We start from the raw sequence: 17156 nt of genomic DNA, 5'->3' as shown, positions 1-17156 counted from the left end.
GCGCAGCGTGTTAAGTGAACACAGTTATTGAAAAACCGAAATATTCTCGGTCAGCGCTCAGCCTCACGGCAAGTGAAAAACCGAAACCTTCTCGGTCCTCCGACAGCGCTTACACTGCAAGTGAGAAACCGAAGTTTTCCCACTTCTCCTCCGATGCAACAGCAAATACACCGCCGGGATCACCAGCATCGATAACAACGGCGCACTGACCATCCCGCCAATCATCGGCGCAGCAATACGCTGCATCACTTCTGAACCGGTGCCGCCGCCCCACATGATGGGCAGTAAACCCGCCATGATGGTGGCGACCGTCATGGCTTTTGGCCTTACACGCAATACCGCGCCGTGGTGGATGGCGTTGCACAACTCTTCCTCGGTCAGCGATTCGCCGGATTTCTGCTGACGCTGCACGGCCTGATTCAGATACAGCACCATAATGACCCCGAACTCGGCGGCGACACCCGCCAGCGCGATAAAACCGACGGCGGCGGCGACCGAGAGGTTGTAATTAAGCATATACAGCAGCCAGATGCCGCCGGTCAGCGCAAACGGCAGCGTTGCCATAATCAGCACCGCATCGCGCACGCTGCTGAACGTGACGTACAGCAGGACAAAAATGATGAGCAACGTGACCGGCAGGACGATTTTCAGTTTTGCCGTCGCGCGTTCCAGATACTCAAATTGCCCCGACCAGCTCACAGTGACGCCTTCCGGCAATTTCACCTGCTGATTCACCGCCTGCTGCATATCTTCCACCGCCGATTTCAGATCATGTCCGCGCAAATCGACATAAATCCAGTCCGACAAGCGCGCGTTTTCACTTTTCAGCATCGGCGGGCCGTCGGTGACGTTGACCGAAGCCAGCGCCGACAGCGGCACCTGCGCACCGGACGCGGTCAGCACCGGCAGGTCACGCAGCGCCTGCACGTTGTCACGCAGTTCACGCGGATAACGCAGATTGATCGGATACCGTTCGCGGCCTTCCAGCGTTTCACCGATATTTTCACCGCCGACCAGTGTCGAAACCAGCGACTGTAATTCGGCAACCGTGACACCGTAACGTGCGGCTTCGCGCCGGTTAATGTCGATGTCCACATAGCGGCCCCCTTCGAGACGTTCGGCCAGCGCCGATGTCACGCCGGGAACCTGCTTCACGATATGTTCGATTTGCTGCGCCACCTGCTCAATCTGCGCGATGTTATTCCCGTTCACCTTAATCCCCACCGGGCTTTTGATGCCGGTCGCCAGCATGTCCAGCCGGTTGCGGATCGGCGGCACCCAGACGTTGGCGATGCCCGGTAACTTCACCGCGTTATCCAGCTCCGTCACCAGTTTGTCGGGCGTCATGCCGGGCCGCCACTGGTCGCGTGGTTTAAAACGGATGGTGGTTTCAATCATGGTCAGCGGTGCGGGGTCGGTGGCACTGTCGGCACGTCCGGCCTTGCCGAACACACTGGCGACTTCCGGCACGGTTTTAATCAGCCGGTCGGTTTGCTGTAGCAATCTGGACGCTTCGCGGGCGGAAATCCCCGGCAGCGTGGACGGCATATACAGCAAATCGCCTTCGTCGAGCGGCGGCATAAATTCGCTGCCCAGTTTTGACAGCGGATAAAGCGACACCAGCAGAAACAGGCCGCTGCACACCAGCGTGGTTTTCGGGCGTTTCAGCACCGCAGAAAGCACCGGCTGGTAAGCGGAAATCAGCCAGCGGTTGATCGGGCTGGCGTTCTCATCGGGGATTTTGCCGCGAATAAAATAGCCCATCAGCACCGGCACCAGCGTGATCCCCAGCCCGGCGGAAACCGCCATGGCGTAGGTTTTGGTAAACGCCAGCGGCGAGAACATCCGGCCTTCCTGCGCGTCGAGCGAAAACACCGGAATAAACGACAGCGTGATGATCAGTAAACTGCAAAACAGCGCAGGCCCGACTTCGATGGCAGCGCGTTCGGAAACCTGCCAGTAATCCGCAGAAGTCGGCTTCTGGCCGGGATGATCGTGCCGCCATTGTTCGAGCACTTTGTGCATGTTTTCAATCATCACGATCGCGGCGTCCACCATCGCCCCGATGGCAATCGCAATGCCGCCGAGCGACATAATATTGGCGCTGACCCCCTGATAATGCATGACGATAAACGCGCCGAGAATGCCCAGCGGCAGCGTGATGATCGCCACCAGCGCCGAGCGGAAGTGGAACAGAAACAGCGCGCAGACCACCGCCACGACGATGAATTCTTCCAACAGTTTGTGCGACAGCGTTTCGACTGCCTGTTCGATCAGCGGCTGGCGGTCATATACCGGCACAATTTCCACACCGGCGGGGAGCGTGCGGGCGAGGGCATTCAGACGCACTTTCACCGCTTTCAGGGTTTCCAGCGCATTTTTGCCCGAACGCATGACAATAACGCCGCCCGCCACTTCGCCTTCACCGTTGAGTTCCGCCACGCCGCGCCGCAGTTCCGGGCCGGTTCGCACAGTCGCGACGTCAGAAAGCAGCACCGGAATGCCGCCGTTGACGGTCACGACTACGTTGTTGAAATCGTCCAGACTTTTCAGGTAACCGGAGGTGCGAACCATATATTCGGCTTCGCCCATTTCCAGAAGCGATCCGCTGCTTTCCTGATTGGCGCTTTGCAGGGCGGTGACCAGTTGCTGGTGCGTCACGCCGCGTGCGCGCATCCGCTGCGGGTCGGCGACTACCTGATACTGGCGCACCATGCCGCCAATGCTGGCAACTTCAGAAACGTTGGGCGCCGTTTTCAGGTCATAGCGCAACGTCCAGTCCTGCAACGCGCGCAGCTGTTCGAGGCTGTGCTGACCGGTTTTATCGATCAGCGCGTATTCATAAATCCAGCCGACGCCGGTGGCATCCGGCCCCAGCGACGCTTTTGCGCCCGGCGGCAGCGAGGACTGTACCTGACTGAGGTATTCCAGCACGCGGGAACGCGCCCAGTACGGATCCGTGCCGTCATCAAACAGCACGTAAACGTAGGCATCACCAAACATCGAAAAGCCGCGCACCGTTTTCGCGCCGGGCACCGACAGCAAAGTGGTGGTCAGCGGATACGTGACCTGATCTTCGATGATTTGCGGCGCTTTGCCCGGATAACTGACGCGCACGATCACCTGTACGTCGGAGAGATCCGGCAGGGCGTCGAGCGGCGCTTTTTGCAAAGACCAGATGCCCCAGCCCGCCATCATCAGGGCGGCGAGCAGCACCAGAAGCCGGTTGCGCAGCGACCAGCGGATCACGGTGGCAATCATAAATGGCTCCCGTGCTGATTTGCGTCTGGTGTGGTTTCAGCTTTGGCAGCGGCGGGCAGCGCGCTGCGCAGGCTGGCTTCTGAATCGATCAGGAACTGGCCGGAGGTCACGACAGATTGGCCTTCGCTGAGGCCGGACAGGATTTGCGTCCAGCCGTCGCGCGTTGCCCCTGCGGTGACAGCCTGCGGCGTGAAATGTCCGTTGCCGTCGTCGAGCAGCACGGTATTGCGGGTGCCGGTCTGAATCAGCGCTTCCTGCGGAATTGCCAGCACCGGTTTCTGTTCCGGTGCTTCCAGCGTCAGGGTGAGATACATGCCGGGGCGCAGTTTTTGCTGCGGATTATCAATCACCACGCGGGCTTTCAGCGTGCGGTTGACGGCGTCGGCGTCGGGCAGTAATTCACTGACCACGCCGCGAAATACGTCGCCCGGCTGGCTGTCGCTGTTGCCGCTGACCTTGCTGCCGACCTGAACCTGCCCGGCGGCGGACGGCGGATAATCCATCACAATCCACACCTGTTTCAGGCTGGTCAGCTCAAACAACGGCTGCGCGGCGGCCACCTGCGCGCCCTCACGCACACTCAGCTGGCTGAGATAACCGTCTTCCGGTGCCACGACGTCAATGCGCGTCTGCGGCTGGCCGGTTTTATCGATACGTCTGAGAATATCCTCCGGCATAAATTGCAGTGCCAGACGCTGACGGGCGGCAGCGCTCAGGCTGCGGTCACCGAGCTGGCGCACCGCCAGATATTCCTGCTGCGCGGCGGTCCAGTCGGGGATCCACAACGTCGCCAGTTTCTGGCCTTTTTTTACCTGCTGCTGGCTGGCGGCAACGTAGAGTTTCTCCACCAGACCGCCTGCGCGGGCAGCCACCGTGCGCAGGCTGCGCTCGTCGGCGGTGACGGTGCCGTAAACATTCAGCGGGGAGGAAATGACGCGGCGCTCAGCTTTCGCACTGCGCAACCCGAGATTCTGCTGCTGGCGGGCGCTGACCGTAACACCGCCGTCGTCAGCCACTTCATCGGCGTAACGTGGCATCAGGTCCATATCCATAAACGGCGATTTGCCCGGTTTATCAAACCGCTGATCCGGCGTCATCGGGTCGTACCAGTACAGTACTTTGCGTTCAGCGGGCGCAGACGCGATTTTTGATCCGGCGGGCGCATTATGGCGTCCGGCCTGGTAACCCACAGCCAGCGCGGCCGCGAGGGAAAGCGCCAGCAGGCCATACGTTTTAACGGTAGTCATCAGTTGTTCTCCTGAGGTGCCAGATAGCGCAGGGCGACCCAATAACGGGCGACGTCCAGTTCGGCATTTCGTACCGCAATCTGGCTGTCGAGCAGGCTGCGGCGGGCTTCGAGCACGTCATTCAGGTTGCTTTTTCCGGCGCGGTACTGCGCCTGAATCACGCTGACGCGCTGCTGTTGCAGCGGAACAACGTCATTTTTCTGCCGCTGCCACAAGGTACTGGCTGCCTGATATTGCGCCAGCAGCGTGGTCAGCTGCGCCTGATGTGTGCGAACGAGCTGCGCCAGCCGGTCATTGCTTTCCATCGCCATCGACTGATCGGCAGCGTGATCTTTATCCTGACGTGATGCGGTAAACAGCGGCAAATCCACGGTGACCATCACGCCCGCGAGGTCGTCATAATTGTCGGCGCGGCGGGCGTAATAGACTTCAACGCCGATATCCGGCAGTGCGGCAATCGCCGATTCGGATGATTTGGCCTGCGCCACTTCCGCCTCACGCCGCGCCTGAAGAACTTCAGGATGCTGGCTGATGCTGTCGGCCTGCGTCGCTTCGGCGGGCAGTTCGCTGACCGGCGGAATGGCACCGAGAATTTCGGGATTGTCGATACCGGTAAGCTGACTCAGCCGCGTTCGCGCCAGCTGCACGTCGCGTCCGGCTTCGGTGAGTTTGTCCTGCATGCTGATGAGCGTCAGACGCGCGTCGAGCACCGACGCGGGCAGGGCGCTACCGCTGCTGACGCCGCCGCGCTGAACGCCAATCTGCCGCTGACTTTCATCCACCAGCGCCTGCAACTGCTTCACGGTTTCATTTCCGATCGCCAGTTCCATCCAGGCCTGTGCCGCATCGCGCTGCAACTGCGCACGAATGCTCTGGCCGTTCGCCGCCACCTGCCGGGATTCGGCGCGCAGCGTGCCGGCTTTACGCTCGCGCTTACTGCTGCTCACGTAATCCTGCATGATGCCAATCCGCTCCATGGTCATGCCTTCACGGGTAAAACGCTGGTCGTTACTGCCGCCAACGGGCAGGTTTTCAATCCCGAATTTCAGCTTCGGATCCGGCAACTGCATGGCCGATTCTGCGCGGTTTTCCAGCGCGTTAATCTGATGGCGGCTGGCGGAAAGCTCCGCCGAATATCCCTGCGCGGCCACCAGCGCCTGCGGGAGGGAAACGGGTGTGGCAAAGGCGCTGACCGGCATAAAAGCCAGCAGCCAGTGCCACGTCACCCGGAGGTGACGCGGTAAATTCAACATGGTATTTCTCCCGGTCAGCGTTTCAGCGGAGTCAGTGACTGCAACTGATAAGCCGTGTCAGTTTTGACAAAGCTGAACGCCACCGGCGTACCGGCGGGCAGGGAGTTCGCGGCGATGTCCGGCGGCAACCGGAAATTCATGGTCATGGCGGGCCATTTAAGGGCAGGGATGGCGTGATGAGAAATACCAACACGGTCAGATTGCCATTGCGTGATCACACCTTCTGATTGGTAACTCTCTGCGGTTTGCATCGCCATGTGATCATGATTCGTTGGCATTGTGTCAGCGAAGGAATAAGCGGAAATAAAGAAAAGACTAAAGACAAAACCATTTAAAATTGTACGCATGGAAATAACTCCAATACTGTCATATCAGATAAACGCCGTTATTACGGCAGATAAATTAGATTATTCAGATGCAAGGAAATGCATCCGCTGACAGCAGGAGCTATTCTCTGTACCGGCAGAACTGAACTTCAGCGGGCGGAGCCGTGACCGGTGGGGCAGTCCAGTTTGCGGTAGTGACCGCCACGCGGGCATCAAGGGTGACGATGGCGAGTGCGGGTGCAACCGGAAGTGCCACCAGGGGCACATTTCCGCTGTCTGAGTGGGTTCTTTCCGGCACGCAGTGCTTTTCACACAACACCGACTGACTTTGCCTATGCTCAGGGGAATCAGGCATTTGCATGAATTCACTGTGCGACATCGTGGTGTTTTCCACCGGAGGCCGCATGTCGCACTGATGGCTGGCGAGCGCCAGCTGAGAATTCAGAATCAGCCAGCACAACGCGAACAGCAACGCACTGACCCGCTTGCCTGGCAAGCGCAGTGAATGCATAAACTGTGAAATCGCGAAACGCACTGACATATGAAGGTTATTTCCGGAAGGAAAGATGCGAATGAGTATATAAGGAAATAACGCGCAGAGGGAAGGAGAAATAGAATAAGTCGCCGGTATATTTGTCAGGATAATTTAAAAGCGCGAATAACAGGGGTTTCTGTTATTCGCATGTTAATTAACGTGCGGCTTACGGTAATAATATCAGAGCCAGCCCGATTTTTTGAGTTTCCAGTAAAGCCAGAGACAACCGACGAGTGTCACGCCCAGCGTCACCGGATACCCCCACCAGTCATCCAGCTCCGGCATATTTTTAAAGTTCATGCCGTACAGGCTGAAGACCACCGTCGGGATCGCCAGAATCGCCCCCCAGCCTGCCAGACGTTGTACCACTTCATTCTGATGCACCGACACCAGCGCCAGATTCACGTGCATGGCGTTGGAAAGCATTTCGCGCATATCGTCGGTGGTGCGGATAACCTGATTCGCGTGATCCTGCACGTCACGAATGTAGGCACGCAGGCTTTTCGGCATCAGTTCTTCATAATGGTGGCTGAGCTGATTACAGATATCTTCCATCGGCACGGCGGAATTGCGCAGCGAAAGCAGATCGCGACGGAGTTTGTACACCTGCTGCACGGCCTGCTGGTTAAACGTGTTCTGGAACATCAGCTTTTCGATAGCGTCGAACTCTTCGGTGTAGCGATGCAGGATTTCAAGATAGTTATCGACGATAGAATCCAGCACGCAGTACAACGCGTAAGCCGGCCCTTTGTTCATCATGTCCGGGCGTTCTTCGGCATGTTTACGGATTTCTTTATAGCTCGATGACGCGCCGTGGCGGACCGTGATCAGGAAGTTTTTACCGAGAAACAGATGCGTTTCGCCGTACTCGATGGTTTCGTTCACCTTTTGCGCGGTGTGCGTGACGATAAAGAGCGACTCGCCGTACTGCTCGATTTTGGGTCGCTGATGGGCGCTCAGTGCATCTTCAATCGCCAGATCATGCAGCCCGAATTCTTCCTGAATGCTGCGCATATACGCATCTTCCGGCTGCCACAACCCCAGCCACACGAACGTGTCCGGCTCTTTCAGTACTTCGCTGATGTCTTCGACGGTGACGTCCTGCAACCGCTTGCCGTCACGGTAGGCAACGCTGTTGATCACTGAATCACAGCTGGGCTTTTTATCTTCAGTAGAAATGTCGTTCATTTTTTACCCGATTGTTATTCAGCGGAAAATCCCGCCCGCAGGCAGGATTGTTTTCAATGTCTGAACAGAATAGCGCAGTCTGGTGGAATTGCGCTGAGGGGGATGCTGAAAAGAGGGGGCGCGAACACGAAGCAGAATAGCTCTTTACCTGCCCCGGTCACGCCTTCCGATTTTATCTCGTCACATTAAACCGTTTTTACGGCGTCACCCCCGACGTCGTTTTGACTTTCACATCCGGCGTTGCCGCCGGACCAAACACAGTGTAGGTCGGCAAATCAACGTTCTGGTACGGCTCCCAGCCGCCGCCGAGGGCTTTGTACAACGACACCAGATCGGTGCTGGTTTTCACTTTCGCTTCGGCGGATTGCTGGTGCGCCTGCGCGAGCTGGCGCTGGGCGTCGAGCACGTTGATGAACGTTGAAAGCCCCTGACGGTAACTGTCGCTGGCGAGATCAAACGCCGTCTGTAACGCGTCGGTCGTCTGATCTAATCCGTTCACCTGATCCTGATCCGTGCGGTAATTCACCAGCGCATTGTCCACGTCCTGGAGCGCAGTCAGCACCGTCTGGCGGTAGTTCAGCGCGGCATTGGCCTGCTGCGCTCGGGAAAGATGCACGCTGGACACCAGACGTCCGCCCTGGAAGATTGGCAGCGTGACCTGCGGGCCGAAGGAGTAGAAATGGCTGCTCCAGTTGTCGAGATAACTGACGTCGGTGTTGCGCATCCCGAACTGGCCGGTGAGGGAAATACTCGGGAACATCTGTGCGACGGAGACGCCGATATTGGCGGTCGCGGCGTGAAGATCGGCTTCGGCTTTACGCACGTCCGGGCGGCGACGCGCCAGCTGCGACGGCACGCCAACCGGGACGGCAGCGGGGAGGGCAGGCATCGGTTTGGGTGCGGTCAGTTCGGCATCGAGCGAGCCCGGCGTCTGGCCGAGCAGAACCGCCAGCCCGTTCATCGCCTGACGTTCCTGCGCCTGGTATTGCGGCAATTGGGCGCGCAATGAACCCAGCTGGGCGCGGGCGTTTTCGACATCAAGCTGGGGCGAAAGGCCATTCTTCTGGCGGTTCTGCGTGAGATCCAGCGTCTGCTGCGCGACGTCGATTTGTGTCTGGATCGCCGCCGTCACGCTCTGCGCACCGCGCAGTTGCAGATACGCGCGGGCGACTTCGGCTTCCAGCGACACCAGCGCATCATTGCGTTGTTCAACCGAAGACTGCGTCTGCGCATTCGCGGCTTCCACCTGACGCCGCGTGCCGCCGAATAAATCCAGCTCCCAGCTGGCATCAAAACTTCCCTGATACAGATTGACCGGACGCGTCGCCGTGTCGATGGCGCTGGAGGCTTCCGGGCTGAGATCGCTGAGCTGCTGCGAGGCACCGCTGGAATCCAGAATGCCTTTCAGGCCAAGCTGCTGACGCGTGGCTTTTGCGCTGCCCTGAACCGACGGCAGCCAGGCACCTTCGGCCTGTCTGACCTGCTCGCGGGCACCGGCAATGCGCAGCACCGCCTGTTGCAGCGAGATATTCCCGGCAATCGCGCGGGTGATCAGGCTGTCGAGCTGCGGGTCGTTAAACGCTTTCCACCATAACGGATTCGGCTCCGATGGCAGGGCGATGGACGCGCCGTCGGCGTCTTTCGGCTTCGTCATGTCGTTATAAGCGCCCGGCGTGACCGGATTCGGTTTCTGGTAATCGGGGCCCACGGAGCAAGCGGCCAGTAACAGAGTTAATGCCGAGAGTGCCAGAAAACGGGTGCCTGTATGCAAAACCCCCTCCCGGCCTCCCCCTTCGCAGGGGGAGGAGAAGGACGGCGCATTACTCACTCCCGCTTTGCAGGGGGAGAACGGGGCATTACTCCCTCCCCTGCGAAGGGGAGGGTTGGGGTGGGGTTTCAATGACATCACCGATGGCTGAATTCTCGGAGTAGAGCTTATCTTTTTCAACTTAATGTGCTCCGGCATTACCTTCGCTCTTAACCGGCGAAAGCAGGAAACAAAATGGGATCAAAATAACCGCAACGATGGCGCAATAGCCGAACACATCGATGTAGGCCAGGATGCGCGACTGCGAGATCATTTCCTGATACATCTTCACGGTGGCGAGCTGCATCGGGTCGCCGGCAATATGGGCGAAATCGCGGATCGCGGCGGCACTCCGGCTGACGGCCTGATTAAACTGTTCGTTCAGCGGCGACATGTTGTGCGCCATGTGCGCGCTGTGCGCCTGTGTTCGCTCGGTCACACCGGCCGTCGCCAGCGAAATCCCGATCGACCCGGCGACGTTACGGAACATGGTAAACAGCGCGGCGGCATCGGCGTTCATCCGCTGCGGGATGGTGATAAACGCGATGGTCGTCAGCGGCACAAACAGGAAGCCCAGCCCGATAGACTGCGCGCTGCGGAACAGCACCAGCGTTTTGAAATCGACGTCCGGCGTCAGCGTGGACGAGTAAATAAATGACGCGGCGAGCAGGAAGAAGCCGAACGCAATGATGTAACGCGTCTGGATTATCGGCATCAGTTTCAGCACCAGCGGGATCGACAGTACAATCAGCACCGCGCCGGGCGACATCACCAGCCCGGAAAGCGTGGCGGTATAGCCTAACTGCTGCTGCGCCAGCTGCGGAATAACCACCGAACTGCCGTACAAAATCATCGCCATACCGGCCATCAGCAAACCGGCGATGGCGAAGTTTTTATCCTTCATACAGCGCAGATCGACCACCGGCTTTTTGGCGTAAAGCAGCCAGTAAATCGCGCCGACAATCCCGGTTGCCGCCAGCACCGCAAAAGTGACGATAAAGCCGGATTTGAACCAGTCGTCGTCCTCGCCGCGATCCATCATCACCTGCAAACAGCCCAGCCCGAGCGCAATCAGCCCGATACCGATGTAATCAATACTGAGTTTGCCTTTGGCTTTGCGCTCCCACGGCGGATCTTCCAGCAACTGATAAATCGCCAGCAGGGCGATAATCCCCACCGGAATGTTGATGAGAAACACCCAGCGCCAGCTGAAGTTATCGGTGATGTAACCGCCGAGCGTCGGCCCGACGACCGGGGCGACGATGATGGCAATCGACGAAAGGCCAAACGCTTTGCCGCGATCGGCGGGTTTGAAGTAATCCAGCAGCACCGATTGCTGGATCGGCTGCAAACCGCCGCCGAAGAAACCCTGCAGGATGCGGAACAAAATCATCTGCCAGAGTTCGGTCGCCACGCCGCATAAAAATGAGCAGACGGTGAACATGCCAATACAAATCAGGAAGTAAGTTTTGCGGCCCATCACGCGGCTGAGAAACGCGGATATCGGCAACACAATCCCGTTGGCCACCAGATACGACGTTAAAACCCAGGTTGATTCGTCATAACTGGAGGACAACGAACCGGCGACGTGCGGCAGCGCCACGTTAACGATGGTGGTGTCCAGGATTTCCATGAACACCGCAATGGTTACGACGGCGGCAACTGCCCACGGATTGGCCTTGGGTTTCCAGTAGCTGCGATCTTCATTCATTCGACGGTCACCGTCGGTTCAACAGACAGGCCGAGCGGCAGATGATGATTTTCATCCAGACCGCTGTCGATGACGATTTTGACCGGCACGCGCTGCACAATTTTCACGTAGTTACCGGTGGCATTTTCCGCCGGGAAGGCCGAGAAGCGCGAGCCGGTGCCTTGCTGGATACTGTCAACGTGGCCGTGAAGTTTGATGTCCGGGAACGCGTCCACGGTGATTTCAACTTTATTGCCCGGACGCATCCGCTCAAGCTGCGATTCTTTGTAGTTGGCGGCGATCCAGATCTCTTTCGACACCACCGAGAACAGCGAAGAACCGGCCTGCACCAGCGTGCCGAGCTGCACATTACGCTTGGTGACGTAGCCGTCGAACGGTGCGCGAACCTGCGCATACGAAAGATTCAGCGTGGCGTTTTCGAGCTGCGCTTTGGCCTGTTCAACCTGTTGCTCGCGGGCCTCGACGTTGGTTTCAGCCTGACGAATATTGAGCTGAACCTGCGAGGCAACCTGCACCTGCGCTTTGGCATTTTCCAGATCGGCAGCAGCAGAACGCACCTGCGCGCTGGACGAGTCGATATTCTGTTGTGTGGTCGCCCGCGGATCGACACCGCGCTGACGACGGAAATCTGCCGTGGCGTTAAGCAGGCTGGCTTCCGCACGCGTCTGCTGGGCTTTGGCCTGCGCCAGTTGCGCCGGATACTGCACTTTCGCCAGATCATACTGAACCTGCGCCTGATGGAGCTGTGCCACCGCCAGCCCAAGCTGCGCCTGCGCGGCATCGCGTTGCGCCGTGGCATCACGCGGATCAATTTCCACCAGCAGATCGCCTTTATGCACAAACTGGTTATCTTTCACCGCCAGGTTGGTCACATAACCGGCGATTTTTGGCGCAATGGTCACCGCGTCGCCTTCGGTAAAGGCATCGTCGGTGCTGATCTGATCTTTGGTCATCAGCCACCAGACCAGCGCCACGACCAGCATCACCACCACGACAATACCGAGAATAATCAGGGGTTTCTTGCCGGGGCCTTTGCGCTTCTCATCCGGTTCTTCTGCCTCGTTATTCGTGACTTTTTGGTCCTGCGTGTGGCCTTCTCCTGATTTCACCTGGCTGGAATCGAGTTCTGACTGTTCGGAACGTGCGTCATCTGACGCGGAAGGTTTTGCATTGTTATCGTTTGTCATAGTGCTCTTCTGATTATCGGCGACCGCGCGCCGGAACAAAGAAATCTTGTTTTTAACCTAGATTGTATTGATGTAAATGCAAGTAAATTTACGTCAATAAACCTTAGTGGGGGCACGAAGATCCAAACCATAGGGAAGGTCTTAAAAAGCGCAAAATGGGTTATAATGCCGGACGGGTATTTGTATTTATCAAATAAAGTTGATCCTCTGCTTCAGGAATTCCTGTGAATAATTCTCAAAAAAACCGGCTTGTCCGGAGCCATTCATGAGTCGCCCGGCCCCGTCTTATAAAGGGCTGACGCGTATCGCTTCTCTGGTTTCTGTCTGCGTGGCGCTGGTGCTGGTGTGCATCAAAGTCTGGGCCTGGGTGGCAACGGGCTCGATTGCCCTGCTGACGTCGGCAGCCGACGGGCTGGTCGATGTGCTGGCGTCCATGGTGACGTTAATTGGCGTGCGTTACGCCCTGCGTCCTGCTGACAAAGGCCACCGTTACGGGCACGGCAAGGCTGAAGCCGTCGCCGCTTTTGTGCAGGCGTTATTGCTGGGTGCGGCCGGGCTGGTGCTCGGCGGGGAATCCATCGGACGCATTATTAACCCGGCGCCGCTGGCGCAACTCGGGCTGGGGATCTGGGTCATTATCATCAGTTGCGTGGCGGCGACCGGCCTGGTACTGATGCAAACTTACGTGGTGAAACGCACCGGTTCCACGGCGATTGCCGCCGACCGCGCGCATTACATCACCGACGTGGCGGTGAATATCGCGGTGCTGCTGGCGCTGATTTTCGAGCGCTATTTTGGCTGGACGCGTTCTGACTCCATCGGCGCATTGCTGATTTCCTTCTATATGATCTGGAATGCCCGCGGGATGGCGGCGGATGCGCTGACGCAGTTGCTGGATAGGGAGCTGAGCGCCGTTGACCGTAAACGTATAAAAGAAGCCGTACTGAGCGTGGCTGGCGTGAAGGGCGTGCATGATATCCGCACCCGTAACGGTGGCGACCGCGTTTTTGTGGAATTCCATGTGGAAGTTGACGGCAACCTGAGCGTGGATATCGGGCACGATATTGGCGATGCGGCTGAAATGGCGGTGGGCAAACTGTTTAAGTTTGCCGATGTGACGGCGCACCTTGAGCCGGACGGCATCGACGACGATCGTCTGGATAACCTGCTGCGCTGACTGGCTGTCGTTATCCGCTGTCGTTATTCGCGGTCAATATCCGCAAACAAAAAACCTCCGCCAAAGCTGACGGAGGTTTTTTTGTTTGGTGTTAATAAACGTCAGTCAATCAGTGCGTGCGCATTCCCGCTGCCGCCATCAGTAATTTAAACACCGAGGCGACGGCAAACAGCGCCAGTACGCTGCCCAGCCAGATTGTCGCCATCCAGCCGACCCGTTTCCAGAAAGGCTGACGGATAACGGTTTCATCATCCATTTCCCTGATGAGCTTCTTCATTTACGCCTCCGCATCTCAGTGATAACCCTGTTCCGGCGTCACTTTCCCCCTGAACACGTAATAGCTCCAGAAGGTATAAACCAGAATAATCGGGATAATAAACAGCGCGCCGACCAGCATGAATCCCAGACTTTGCGGCGGGGCGGACGCCTCCCAGATGGAAACGGACGGCGGAATAATGTTCGGCCAGATGCTAATCCCAAGGCCGGTATACCCGAGGAAAATCAGCGCCAGCGTCAGCAGGAACGGCGCGTGGTGCGACTGACGGTTTACCGCCCGCAACATCCACAACGCCACCAGCAGCACCAGCACCGGAACCGGCAGGAACCAGAACAGATTCGGTAAAGTGAACCAGCGCGCGGCGATGGCGGCGTGCGTCAGCGGCGTCCAGACGCTGATGATCACCAGCACGGCCAGAAAGGTGAAAAGCAGCGGTTTTGCGCAGCGGTGCATACTTTCCTGCAAGCGGCCTTCGGTTTTCATAATCAGCCACGTGCAGCCGAGCAGGGCGTAGGTCACGACCAGCCCGAAGCCGCAGAACAGATTGAACGGTGTCAGCCAGTCCAGCGCGCCACCGGCATACGCGCGGTTAACCACCGGAATGCCGCCGACAACCGCGCCGAGCACCACGCCCTGACAAAACGTTGCCAGCACGGAACCGGCGATAAACGATTTGTCCCAGACATGACGTTTTGCCGCGCTGGCTTTGAAGCGAAACTCAAAGGCCACGCCGCGGAAAATCAGGCCGAACAGCATTAACGTCAGCGGGATAGTCAGCGCGTCGAGCACCACTGCATACGCCAGCGGAAACGCGCCAAACAGCGCCGCGCCGCCGAGCACCAGCCAGGTTTCGTTGCCATCCCAGACGGGCGCGACGGTGTTCATCATCACATCGCGTTCATGTTCTGCTTTCACCAGCGGGAACAGCAGGCCGATGCCCAGATCAAAGCCGTCCATCACCACGTACATCATCACGCCAAAGACGATGATCAAAAACCAAATCAGCGGAAGATCGATACCCATTTCAGACTCCTTCGTCGTTCAGCGGTTCTTTAATAGCCGACAGCGGCCGCGCCGGTGTGCGATGTTGCCCCGGTCCGCCGTGATCCTGATTCTGACCTTCATGCGGCTGCGGCCCCTTGCGGATAAGCTTCATCATGTAGAGATAACCGACGCCAAACACCGAAGAATAAATCACCACGAACAGTAGCAGGCTGATGCTCATTTGCATCTCGCCGTGACTGGAAACGGCGTCTTTGGTGCGCAGCAGGCCATAAACCACCCACGGCTGGCGGCCAATTTCAGTGGTAAACCAGCCCGCCAGTAAGGCCAGTAAACCCGACGGCCCCATCAGTAACGTAAACCGCAGAAATGCTTTGTTTTCATAAAGATTGCCGCGCCAGCGCAACCAGAGGCTCCACAATCCCAGCACGATCATCAGCATACCCAGCCCGGCCATAATGCGGAAACTGTAGAAAATGATGGTCGAGTTAGGCCGGTCTTCTTTCGGGAAGGATTTCAGCGCCGGGATTTGCTGCGTCAGGCTGTGCGTGAGGATCAGGCTGCCGAGATAGGGGATTTCCAGCGAATAACGCGTTTCCTCGCGTTCCATATCCGGATAGCCAAACAGAATCAGCGGCGTCGGCTCGCCGTTTTTATTCTCCCAGTGGCCTTCAATTGCGGCGATCTTCGCGGGCTGATACTTCAGCGTATTCAGCCCGTGCGCGTCGCCAATCAGCGCCTGAACAGGAGAAACGATCAGCGCCATCCACATCGCCATCGACAACATAGTGCGCATCGCCGGGGTATTGCGCCCTTTGAGCAGATGCCAGGCGGCAGACGCGCCGACGAAAAATGCCGACGACAGGAACGCGGCGGTGGTCATGTGCAGCAAACGGTAGGGGAACGACGGGTTGAAAATGACTTTCAGCCAGTCCACCGGCACCACCTGATTGTTGACGATTTCAAAGCCCTGCGGCGTCTGCATCCAGCTGTTGGACGCGAGGATCCAGAACGTCGACATCAGCGTGCCGAGCGCGACCATACAGGTGGCGAAAAAGTGCAGACCGGGGCCGACGCGGTTCCAGCCGAACAGCATCACGCCCAGAAAACCCGCTTCGAGGAAAAAGGCGGTCAGCACTTCGTAAGTCAGCAGCGGGCCGGTGATACTGCCTGCAAATGACGAGAAAAAGCTCCAGTTAGTCCCGAACTGATACGCCATCACCAGCCCTGAAACCACGCCCATGCCGAAATTCACGGCAAAGATTTTTGACCAGAAATGATAGAGGTCGCGATATTCCTCTTTTTTGGTTTTGAGCCACATCCCTTCAAGCACTGCCAGAAAACTGGCCAGCCCGATGGTGATAGCAGGAAAAATAATATGGAAAGAAACGGTGAACGCGAACTGTATACGAGCCAGCTCGAAGGCATCTAAACCCAACATGAGAGGACCTATTTTTATAGCAGATGATGAAAGGGGATTTAACCATGAAGGGGAGTGGGTATAACAGGAACAGTATGGTGATTATTGGGTATAACAGTTTGAGGCGGGTACGAGCCGCGGTGATCTTATATAAGACCGAGAATATTTCGGTTTCTCAATTGCAGTGATCGCTCAGCTGCTCGTGCCGAAACCGACCAAAGAGGGCTATGACGAGCCCTCTTTGGAATCTCCGCGTCTTTTTCTACACGCGCTCCGCTGGCTGGCACTGTTTCAGAAACTCCGGCTAGTGCCGCAAACGCCGCCGCTGCGCGGTACTTTCGCTTCGGGTTCGAACCTGCTCGAAAAAAGACTCTCGCTGTTTCTCACCGCTCGCTCAACGCCGTTTTGAAAGCGGCCAATGGCTATGTAAATCGAAAGTCCAATGCCGAATTATTTTGCTTTTCTCCTTCACCTCTCACGAGGGGAAGGTCGGGATGGGGTGTTGGTTGTAGCGGCTCAGTGGCCTGCAAAACCCCCTCCCGGCCTCCCCCTTCGCAGGGGGAGGAGCAAACCAAACCACTGTAATAGGGTGAAAAAGCCAATGGCCGCTTTCAGAAAGCTTGCCGGGCGAAGTGTTTCGAGACCTGTGGCTCGAAACCGAGCAAGGGTACCGCGAAGCGGCAAGTTTTCGCGGCAATAGCTGTGGTAGCTGAAACATAGCCAGCGAGCGGAGCGCGTGTTGAAAAAGCGTGGGGAAATCCAAAA

General features: G+C 57.6%; 12 protein-coding genes and 1 pseudogene. 1 reads left to right on the top strand and 12 read right to left on the bottom strand.

The genetic code is table 11. The features are described from left to right. Positions 1–138 precede the first annotated feature (138 nt). The 9 genes and pseudogenes from BV494_RS07590 to BV494_RS07550 form a co-directional block, all read right to left on the bottom strand. Positions 139–3261, bottom strand: a pseudogene (locus tag BV494_RS07590) (efflux RND transporter permease subunit); the annotation flags it as partial. Continuing rightward, positions 3258–4508: an efflux RND transporter periplasmic adaptor subunit gene (locus tag BV494_RS07585; protein WP_104922314.1), complete on the bottom strand. Its 1251-nt coding sequence runs from the start codon at positions 4506–4508 to the stop codon at positions 3258–3260. The pseudogene BV494_RS07590 and the gene BV494_RS07585, both read right to left, overlap by 4 nt. Continuing rightward, complete coding sequence (locus BV494_RS07580) at positions 4508–5761, bottom strand: TolC family protein (protein ID WP_104922313.1); 1254 nt, start codon at positions 5759–5761, stop codon at positions 4508–4510. Before BV494_RS07580 ends, BV494_RS07585 begins: the two co-directional genes overlap by 1 nt. Positions 5762–5775: 14 nt before the next feature. After that, positions 5776–6108, bottom strand: coding sequence for a copper-binding protein (locus BV494_RS07575; RefSeq protein ID WP_104922312.1), 333 nt, complete (start codon positions 6106–6108; stop codon positions 5776–5778). A 100-nt stretch (positions 6109–6208) separates the two neighbouring features. Beyond that, positions 6209–6628 carry a hypothetical protein gene (locus BV494_RS07570; protein WP_104922311.1) on the bottom strand — a complete coding sequence of 140 codons (420 nt, stop codon included), beginning with the start codon at positions 6626–6628 and terminating at the stop codon, positions 6209–6211. Positions 6629–6802: 174 nt separating this feature from the next. Continuing rightward, the gene (gene corA, locus BV494_RS07565; RefSeq protein WP_104922310.1) at positions 6803–7810 is read right to left on the bottom strand and encodes a magnesium/cobalt transporter CorA; all 1008 of its coding nucleotides are present in this window, start codon (positions 7808–7810) and stop codon (positions 6803–6805) included. Positions 7811–8006: 196 nt separating this feature from the next. Continuing rightward, entirely contained in the window at positions 8007–9776 is a 1770-nt protein-coding gene (locus BV494_RS07560) for an efflux transporter outer membrane subunit (protein WP_439958375.1), read from the bottom strand. Then, positions 9760–11328, bottom strand: a complete 1569-nt coding sequence (locus tag BV494_RS07555) for a DHA2 family efflux MFS transporter permease subunit (protein WP_104922308.1) — start codon at positions 11326–11328, stop codon at positions 9760–9762. Before BV494_RS07555 ends, BV494_RS07560 begins: the two co-directional genes overlap by 17 nt. Then, positions 11325–12515 carry an HlyD family secretion protein gene (locus tag BV494_RS07550; RefSeq protein ID WP_104922307.1) on the bottom strand — a complete coding sequence of 397 codons (1191 nt, stop codon included), beginning with the start codon at positions 12513–12515 and terminating at the stop codon, positions 11325–11327. The genes BV494_RS07555 and BV494_RS07550 overlap by 4 nt, the downstream gene beginning before the upstream one ends. Before the next feature lie 265 nt (positions 12516–12780). Between BV494_RS07550 and BV494_RS07545 the strand changes: the two genes are divergently transcribed. After that, entirely contained in the window at positions 12781–13692 is a 912-nt protein-coding gene (locus tag BV494_RS07545; protein ID WP_104922306.1) for a cation diffusion facilitator family transporter, read from the top strand. A 109-nt stretch (positions 13693–13801) separates the two neighbouring features. Here the strand turns inward: BV494_RS07545 and BV494_RS07540 are convergent, their stop codons facing one another. From BV494_RS07540 to BV494_RS07530, 3 genes are read right to left on the bottom strand one after another with little or no spacing between them, the layout of a single operon-like run. Continuing rightward, complete coding sequence (locus BV494_RS07540; RefSeq protein WP_104924742.1) at positions 13802–13948, bottom strand: DUF2474 domain-containing protein; 147 nt, start codon at positions 13946–13948, stop codon at positions 13802–13804. A gap of 36 nt (positions 13949–13984) precedes the next feature. Further along, the gene (gene cydB, locus BV494_RS07535) at positions 13985–14992 is read right to left on the bottom strand and encodes a cytochrome d ubiquinol oxidase subunit II (protein WP_104922305.1); all 1008 of its coding nucleotides are present in this window, start codon (positions 14990–14992) and stop codon (positions 13985–13987) included. Between the two features lies 1 nt (position 14993). Then, entirely contained in the window at positions 14994–16412 is a 1419-nt protein-coding gene (locus BV494_RS07530) for a cytochrome ubiquinol oxidase subunit I (protein WP_104922304.1), read from the bottom strand. Between the last annotated feature and the right edge of the window lie 744 nt (positions 16413–17156).

Origin of the sequence: Rahnella sikkimica, assembly GCF_002951615.1 — a bacterium.
GTDB classification, from domain to species: Bacteria; Pseudomonadota; Gammaproteobacteria; order Enterobacterales; family Enterobacteriaceae; genus Rahnella; species Rahnella sikkimica.
Note: the sequence above shows the minus strand (reverse complement) of the source record. Positions and strands in the feature narration are given on the sequence as shown.

Excerpts from the sequence above, each read along its gene's own strand:
- BV494_RS07585 (WP_104922314.1), bottom strand. The coding sequence starts at position 4,508 with ATGACTACCGTTAAAACGTATGGCCTGCTGGCGCTTTCCCTCGCGGCC.
- BV494_RS07580 (WP_104922313.1), bottom strand. The coding sequence starts at position 5,761 with ATGTTGAATTTACCGCGTCACCTCCGGGTGACGTGGCACTGGCTGCTG.
- BV494_RS07575 (WP_104922312.1), bottom strand. The coding sequence starts at position 6,108 with ATGCGTACAATTTTAAATGGTTTTGTCTTTAGTCTTTTCTTTATTTCC.
- BV494_RS07570 (WP_104922311.1), bottom strand. The coding sequence starts at position 6,628 with ATGTCAGTGCGTTTCGCGATTTCACAGTTTATGCATTCACTGCGCTTG.
- corA (WP_104922310.1), bottom strand. The coding sequence starts at position 7,810 with ATGAACGACATTTCTACTGAAGATAAAAAGCCCAGCTGTGATTCAGTG.
- BV494_RS07560 (WP_439958375.1), bottom strand. The coding sequence starts at position 9,776 with ATGCCGGAGCACATTAAGTTGAAAAAGATAAGCTCTACTCCGAGAATT.
- BV494_RS07555 (WP_104922308.1), bottom strand. The coding sequence starts at position 11,328 with ATGAATGAAGATCGCAGCTACTGGAAACCCAAGGCCAATCCGTGGGCA.
- BV494_RS07550 (WP_104922307.1), bottom strand. The coding sequence starts at position 12,515 with ATGACAAACGATAACAATGCAAAACCTTCCGCGTCAGATGACGCACGT.
- BV494_RS07545 (WP_104922306.1), top strand. The coding sequence starts at position 12,781 with ATGAGTCGCCCGGCCCCGTCTTATAAAGGGCTGACGCGTATCGCTTCT.
- BV494_RS07540 (WP_104924742.1), bottom strand. The coding sequence starts at position 13,948 with ATGGATGATGAAACCGTTATCCGTCAGCCTTTCTGGAAACGGGTCGGC.
- cydB (WP_104922305.1), bottom strand. The coding sequence starts at position 14,992 with ATGGGTATCGATCTTCCGCTGATTTGGTTTTTGATCATCGTCTTTGGC.
- BV494_RS07530 (WP_104922304.1), bottom strand. The coding sequence starts at position 16,412 with ATGTTGGGTTTAGATGCCTTCGAGCTGGCTCGTATACAGTTCGCGTTC.